Genomic DNA, 3,973 nt, shown 5'->3' with positions numbered 1-3,973 from the left:
TGTCTGCCTGCATTTTCCAGTCACTGATAGAAAGCAGTGTTCCATCCGCTTTCCTCAGGTAACTGCAGCCAAATTCCAATTGAACAGGATACCTGCTTCCGGATTCTTTTTTCATCTCATTCCTTATCATCTGCTCCCACTCTTCCGGTCTCTTCTGCGGACGAGTCACCACAATTGCAAACTCATCACCGGCAATACGGAAACATTCTGTATGCTGCTCACATGCGTCACTTTCTGCCGCCTGAATGCTCCGGGCAGTCCGAATAACTGCTTCATCGCCTATCTGCATCCCATACGTATCGTTAATCGTTTTCAAATTGGCAATATCTATAAATATAAGCAAAGCATTTTCCAACAGCATTACATCCTGCTGAAGCTGATCCAGCTGCTGTTCAAATGCCTTTCGATTCTTCATTCCCGTCATCCGGTCTTCTATAGACATCCTTTCATATACGGCCTGTTCCATACGATACTGAATATCATTGGATACTTTACAAAGCAGTCCCCAGAACAGAAAAGAAATAAAAAGTAAAATACCAAACTGAAAAAGCGCATCATACCAGTAGATGGCGTACATCCAATATAAAGCAAGGGCAATCACTCCGCTGATGCCCAACACGCCAAATGCCTTCAGACAAAGCTCCAGCTCCTGCGTCTGATGCTTTTGATATTCTCTCCATAGAAGAATGGCCATCGCTGCAACACCTGTAAATAATATCAAATGCGTTACAAACAGCATATTTTTAAAAGGAACCGCAAACCAAATATTCACGATGCCCTGTCCTATCGCATTCCCATAAAAAAGTAAAATCCATATCTCCGGAATCCATTGATTTTCCTTACTTACCGTATTCTGTATAAAATGCAGCATCGGCACTGACATCAGCATAAATGCATAAAAAGACACTAAACTTCCTGCTGCACTGTGCTTCCCATACATCTGGTAAATTCCAGAATCCAATATACACCATAAGCTGCATATAATCAAAAAAACTGCGACATTCACAAAACGTTTTTCGACAAGCTGCCGATGTCTGGTATAAAGGAAAATACTTACTGCGACAATTCCCAATCCCAGCATACTGATGATCATTAAAATCGAAAAAGCAGAGGCCTGAAGATGTCTCACGACAATTGCAGAAAAACTGCCAAGTATCGGAACCTGTATATCAAGACTTCTACCTGCTGTTCCATCATAAATAAAGCATAGCGGTTCCTGCCCCGTCTCCTCCGGCAGGCGGACATCTGCCCACATCTTTCCTTTCATCTGTTTGTTCTTCTGGAACTGGTTATCCGCATAATGATAAAGAATACGCTCCCCTGTCCTGATTTCCAGATTATCCTGTATTCCTCTTGTGGATACAATTAGTCCCCTGTCATCCTCTGTCAGAGTATCATTATAAAGAATTACTTTTCCTTCCGCATCCGCAGTCACAGAACAAGGCAGTTCAAGTTCAATCCTTTTCCCGTCCTTCATCTGATACCACCCACTGCAGAGTGACCGGATGCTTCCCCTCTCCGTTCTTGACTGATAGTATATTCCGATCAAAAAGGACATGAAAGCCACTACAATGATAACACAGACAATTTCGATTTTTTTCCATCCCAGAACCTTTTTCATAACACTTCCTCGTCTACATCCGTAACAACGCATGATTTTTGTGATTTTGCAGCATACATCAGTTTATCCGCACGCTCAACAGCCTGCTCAATCTCCTCGCCTTGGGCAATAACCCCTCCGATACTCGTAGAAACATGCATTTTCCCATATTCAGGCACTTCCGACTGATAAATGAACTGATGTATCTGAAGCAGCTTTTGATGAAAAACCTGAGACTGCATTCCCGGCATAAGCAACAGGAATTCATCGCCGCCATAACGAATCAAAATATCATCCCGGCGTATCACACTCTTAATTGTCATAACCGTTGTCTGCAACACAAGGTCACCCGCATGATGTCCATATGTATCATTATACGCTTTAAAATTGTCCAGGTCTATCATCGCAATTCCGGTATTCTTACTTACAGATATCATCTTCTCTTGGAAAAAACGCCGATTATAAGCCCCTGTCAATGAATCATGATAAATCTTCTCATTGTAATAGGCCAGCCGTTCCGGTATCTGATCGGACTCCAGCAATGCCTGTAGAATTTTTTCATCAACTTCCTGCTTAATCTTTATCACGTAAGGCTTCCCGTCTATTTCTATACGCTTTGCCTTTACAAAGAAAATATCTTCCTTCAGGTACTCAATCTCACAGTATGTTTCCTCACTATCCATCGTGTCATATCCACTTTCCAATCTGACTACAGTAAAAAACTCTCTGATACATTTCATCATTTCCAACACATCCTGCATTGTCATACTGTGTGTATCCTTCACTCTCCTCTGACATCCTTTCTATACGAATTTGTGGCTATCAAATTCTATGCAGCTACAACAGTACATCATAAGGGCTTATGATTTTCATTGCTTGTAAAAGTACTAAAAATCGTCTGTATTTTACTAAAAAAGCAAAAAATCACCTGCGCTCTACAGGTGACTGAAAAAAACAAAACAAAAACAACGGTAATTCTTTATCGCAACCGGCTGACATAGTTTCTAACACCTTAGTCCCTTTGGCTTTGCGTCACTGCCTTTCGACAGCTCCGCCCCTATAAATACCATTTATATTATAGCATATGCTCTACAATAAAACAATGGTTTCTGCAGGCCAATAAAAGAACTCTCCATTCCGAATTGCCATTCTATCGATCTGCCAGAAGCCATGTGCCATTCTTTCCCGAAAGCAATAGACAATGCAGTGCGTCAGATATTTCTTAACAATCTTAATTTTCATGCCCGTCTTATTTTAATGTATGATATAATTCCGCAGATGTCAGATAGCGATACGGATTCGTATAAAGAACATTCACAATGTTCAATGTAAGTGCCCCCAGAATCATCCAACCAATAAATGACAGATCAAGCACAAATGCATCCCATTTATTCCCCTTCATCATTTGTTTACTCAATGCAAAACTTCTTCTCTGCTCATATCCGGATTCTCTGCCAGAATATATGGCACCATCATATATTCGTAAGCCTTAACAATTCCAGGCACAATCAGCAGTAAACACCAGAGAAAGGTAAATAACTGCTTTAAAAAAATATTCACACACACATTAACATAATTATTTCTAAAAACAAATAAAATATCTTTCCATTCTGCGTTACCATACCGACAATCTATAAAATACTTTATGCAGCCGACACTTAACGGATTCCATACAAAAACCGCTATCAAAACATTCACTAAAAATGCAATGATCACAACACCCATAATACCCACAAAGGCTGCCATCACCAATGACCACTGAATATCTGTTAAATGGCTGAGGCTGATATCTGCATCACTGCCTTTGGCCGCTCCTTTGGCCGATTGATAACCAGAACTGGTCAAAAGTGCAAATACAACACTCACGATAACAATTTTTAAATAATTGGCTTTCAGCATTATTCTGGCATTGCTCTTTAGTTCCTGTCTGTTCCACATAGTGATCTCCTCTCTTCAATGCGCATTTTTTCTATTACTTTATTTTTAATTTACCACATATGATTTTAAAAATCTATCGAACATAAAAAATCTCAGAAAATCTTAAGATTCTCTGAGATTTTTGTTCGTTTAATTAATTATTCATCATCTTATGGCTTATGTATTTATTTATCAACACTTTCTTTTGGTGGAAGCAACACAGCTTTCCCAGTTGTCACCACATAGTCCACATCATTTCGGGAAGTTGTAACAACTGCACCTTTCGGATTGTCCTCCACAATTGTCAACGCATCTGCATTGATTAAGTCTCTTTCATAAATCGCACTGACAGACAATGTCATATAACCCTGTTTATCCATCGGAGAAACCGTCGCCAGCACAATCTGTGTAATAACCGTCATTACCATCACATGCTTATAAGAAGCTTTTGTTGTG

At 39.9% G+C, this 3,973-nt stretch carries 5 protein-coding genes, 1 pseudogene and 1 riboswitch; all 6 genes and pseudogenes read right to left on the bottom strand.

The genetic code is table 11. The features are described from left to right. On the bottom strand, positions 1 to 1,621 hold a 1,621-nt coding region (locus tag WMO25_RS15815; protein ID WP_349086124.1), incomplete at its 3' end, for a sensor domain-containing diguanylate cyclase. After that, entirely contained in the window at positions 1,618 to 2,385 is a 768-nt protein-coding gene (locus tag WMO25_RS15810) for a GGDEF domain-containing protein (protein ID WP_349086122.1), read from the bottom strand. The genes WMO25_RS15815 and WMO25_RS15810, both read right to left, overlap by 4 nt. Positions 2,386 to 2,580: 195 nt before the next feature. After that, a riboswitch (cyclic di-GMP riboswitch) is annotated at positions 2,581 to 2,666 on the bottom strand. 23 nt (positions 2,667 to 2,689) lie between these two features. Then, complete coding sequence (locus tag WMO25_RS15805) at positions 2,690 to 2,842, bottom strand: hypothetical protein (RefSeq protein ID WP_349086120.1); 153 nt, start codon at positions 2,840 to 2,842, stop codon at positions 2,690 to 2,692. Positions 2,843 to 2,849: 7 nt separating this feature from the next. Next, the gene (locus WMO25_RS15800; RefSeq protein WP_349086119.1) at positions 2,850 to 3,017 is read right to left on the bottom strand and encodes a DUF975 family protein; all 168 of its coding nucleotides are present in this window, start codon (positions 3,015 to 3,017) and stop codon (positions 2,850 to 2,852) included. Beyond that, positions 3,014 to 3,538, bottom strand: coding sequence for a DUF975 family protein (locus tag WMO25_RS15795; protein ID WP_349086118.1), 525 nt, complete (start codon positions 3,536 to 3,538; stop codon positions 3,014 to 3,016). The genes WMO25_RS15800 and WMO25_RS15795 overlap by 4 nt, the downstream gene beginning before the upstream one ends. A 164-nt stretch (positions 3,539 to 3,702) precedes the next feature. Then, positions 3,703 to 3,973, bottom strand: a pseudogene (locus WMO25_RS15790) (hypothetical protein); the annotation flags it as partial.

This window comes from Coprococcus intestinihominis, assembly GCF_040096555.1.
Lineage (GTDB): Bacteria > Bacillota > Clostridia > Lachnospirales > Lachnospiraceae > Coprococcus_A > Coprococcus_A intestinihominis.
Note: the sequence above shows the minus strand (reverse complement) of the source record. Positions and strands in the feature narration are given on the sequence as shown.

What these genes read in the sequence shown, in the direction of transcription:
- WMO25_RS15795 (WP_349086118.1), bottom strand. Translation starts at nt 3,538, where the DNA reads ATGTGGAACAGACAGGAACTAAAGAGCAATGCCAGAATAATGCTGAAA.
- WMO25_RS15805 (WP_349086120.1), bottom strand. Translation starts at nt 2,842, where the DNA reads ATGAAAATTAAGATTGTTAAGAAATATCTGACGCACTGCATTGTCTAT.